General features: G+C 64.7%; 4 protein-coding genes and 1 pseudogene. All 5 read right to left on the bottom strand.

The window, feature by feature from the left end; all coding sequences use genetic code 11:
- Positions 1-465: pseudogene (locus tag AC1DOC_RS29810) on the bottom strand (peptidylprolyl isomerase); the annotation flags it as partial.
- Positions 466-590: 125 nt separating this feature from the next.
- The gene (locus AC1DOC_RS29805; protein WP_018904499.1) at positions 591-872 is read right to left on the bottom strand and encodes a BolA family protein; all 282 of its coding nucleotides are present in this window, start codon (positions 870-872) and stop codon (positions 591-593) included.
- Positions 869-1,408 (bottom strand): septation protein A, encoded by a 540-nt coding sequence (locus tag AC1DOC_RS29800; RefSeq protein ID WP_012748039.1) that lies wholly within the window; start codon positions 1,406-1,408, stop codon positions 869-871. Before AC1DOC_RS29800 ends, AC1DOC_RS29805 begins: the two co-directional genes overlap by 4 nt.
- Positions 1,409-1,436: 28 nt before the next feature.
- Positions 1,437-1,847 (bottom strand): peptide-methionine (R)-S-oxide reductase MsrB, encoded by a 411-nt coding sequence (gene msrB / locus AC1DOC_RS29795; RefSeq protein ID WP_012748038.1) that lies wholly within the window; start codon positions 1,845-1,847, stop codon positions 1,437-1,439.
- Positions 1,844-2,331: protein adenylyltransferase SelO family protein (locus AC1DOC_RS29790; protein WP_478131133.1), on the bottom strand; the 488-nt coding region annotated here is incomplete at its 5' end. The genes msrB and AC1DOC_RS29790, both read right to left, overlap by 4 nt.

The following is a 2,331-nucleotide window of genomic DNA, read 5'->3' as shown; positions in this document are numbered from 1 at the left end:
CTTCAGGTCGGCCATGATCTTCTTGGCCTGGTCCTCGGTCTCGACCAGGATGTGGCGGGCCTTGTATTCCTTGCCGCCGTTGGCCGCCACGAACTTGTCGTACTCGGCCTTCACCTCGGCATCGGAGACCGGGCTGGTCTTGCGGTAGTTCTCGAACAGCGCGCGGATCAGGATGGCCTGGCGGGCGAGTTCGAGCTGGTTCCTGTAGTCGTCGGTGGCGTCCAGGCCCTGCTTCTGCGCTTCCTGCATGAACACTTCGCGCGCGACGATTTCCTCGCGCAGCTGGCCCTGCATTTCCGGCGTGACCGGGCGGCCGGCCGCGGCCAGCTGCTGGGCCAGCACGTCCATGCGCGCCTTGGGCACGGGCTTGCCGTTGACGATGGCTGCGTTCTGCGCCACGGCCGCCAGAGGAATCGCACCGAGCAGCGCTGCGGCCGCAACGGCCTGCAAGAGTTGTTTTTTCATGAAATGAATATCAGGCTGGAGGGGAAATGCGCGTGTAGGAAAAAGCGCGTGGAAAAAAGCGGAGGAGCGGGAAAAAAGGGTCGGGCCGCCGCGGCCGTATCGGCGCGTGCCGGCAATCGAACGACTCAGAGCACCTCGATGGCGATGGCGTGCAGACCCTGTGCGATAAAAACTTGGAGGGCATCATACACAAGGCGATGTCGCGCCACGCGGGGCTTCCCTTCGAACAGTGGGGAAGCAATGCGGACCCGGAAGTGGGTGCCCCGGCCCTCGGCATTGGCGCCGGCGTGGCCGGCATGGGCGCCGCTCTCGTCGATCACTTCGAGCGTGGTGGGCTGCAGCGTCTGGCGCAGCGCCGCTTCGAGGTCGCGCGCCGTGGGCAGCGGATGGGTGGTGGCGGTACTCATACGGAGGGTTCGTCGTTCTTGAGGTGCGGCGAGATGTAGAGGCCCTGCGCCACCAGGAACACGATCGGGAACACGTAGCCCCAGAGCTTGAAGTTGACCCATGCCTCGGTGGTGAAGTAGGCCGCCACGTAGCCGTTGATGGCCGCCATGAAGAGGCAGTAGCCGATCCACGCCACGTTCAGGCGCCCCCAGATGCGGTCCGGCAGCTGCAGCTGCGAGCCCAGCAGCATCTTGAGGAAGTTCTTCTTCAGCGCCCAGAGCGCCACCGCCAGGGCAATGGCCATGGCGCCGTACAGGACCGTGGGCTTCCACTTGATGAAGCGGTCGTCGTGCAGCACCAGCGTGAGCGTGCCGAACAGCAGGATCAGCACCAGCGTGGCCTTCTGCATGGCCTGCAGCTTGCGCTCCATGGCGTAGATGATGCCCATCTGCAGCACGGTGGCGGCCATGAGCACACCGGTGGCGGTATAGATGTCGGCCAGCTTGTAGGCGCCGAAGAACAGCAGGATCGGAAAGAAGTCGAGGATCAGTTTCATGCGCTGGGCAGGCCGGTTCGGTGGTTGCTTATTTCTTCTTGAAGTCGAGCGAGGCGGAGTTCATGCAGTACCGCAGGCCGGTTTCGGTGGGGCCGTCGGGGAATACGTGGCCCAGGTGGGCGCCGCAATTGGCGCAGACGTTCTCGGTGCGCACCATGCCGTGCGAGCGGTCGACGATGTTGCGGATGGCGCCCGGCACCGCCTCTTGCGAGAAGCTCGGCCAGCCGCAGCCCGCGTCGAACTTGGTGGACGATTCGAACAGCTTGGCGCCGCAGCAGATGCAGTGGTAGGTGCCGTCGTCCCAGTGCGCCTCGTACTTGCCGGTGAAGGGGCGTTCGGTGGCCGCGTGGCGCGTGACCTCGAAGGCCGCGGGCTCGGCGCCTTTTTCGGCAAGCAGGGCTTTCCATTCGGCGTCGGTTTTCTCGATGGGAGTGGTCATGATGAGCAGCTGATTTCGATCGTGGAGGCCCAGTCGGGCGGGAACCCGGCATAGGCATCGGCGCCGGGATGTTCTTCAAATGGGGTTTCGAGCAGCGCCAACAAGGTTGCCACAGCCGAGAAGTCCTTCTGGCTGGCCGCTTCGATGGCCTGCTGGCCCAGGTGGTTCCGCAGCACGTACTTCGGATTCGATTTGAGCATCAAGTCCGCGGCTTGGGCGCGCGGCAGTTGCGCGTGCCGCTGCGAAAAGGATAGCAGCCAGGCATCGAAGCCCGTGCGGTCCAGGAACAGGTCGCGCACCGGTTCGGCGTTGCCGTCGGCCATGTGCTGCGAAAGGCGGCGCCAGAAGATGGTGTAGTCGACCTTTTCGGCGGCCAAGAGCTTCAGCACGCCCTCGATGAGCGCGCGATCACCTTCGGCGGCCTCCGCGAGGCCGAGCTTGGCGCGCATGCGGCCCTCGAATTCGCGCGGGAACACCGTCTTGT

The sequence above is a fragment of the Variovorax sp. 01T439_2 genome (assembly GCF_056398445.1).
Note: the sequence above shows the minus strand (reverse complement) of the source record. Positions and strands in the feature narration are given on the sequence as shown.

Coding starts and splice junctions, on each gene's coding strand:
- AC1DOC_RS29805 (WP_018904499.1), bottom strand. CDS start 872: ATGAGTACCGCCACCACCCATCCGCTGCCCACGGCGCGCGACCTCGAA.
- AC1DOC_RS29800 (WP_012748039.1), bottom strand. CDS start 1,408: ATGAAACTGATCCTCGACTTCTTTCCGATCCTGCTGTTCTTCGGCGCC.
- msrB (WP_012748038.1), bottom strand. CDS start 1,847: ATGACCACTCCCATCGAGAAAACCGACGCCGAATGGAAAGCCCTGCTT.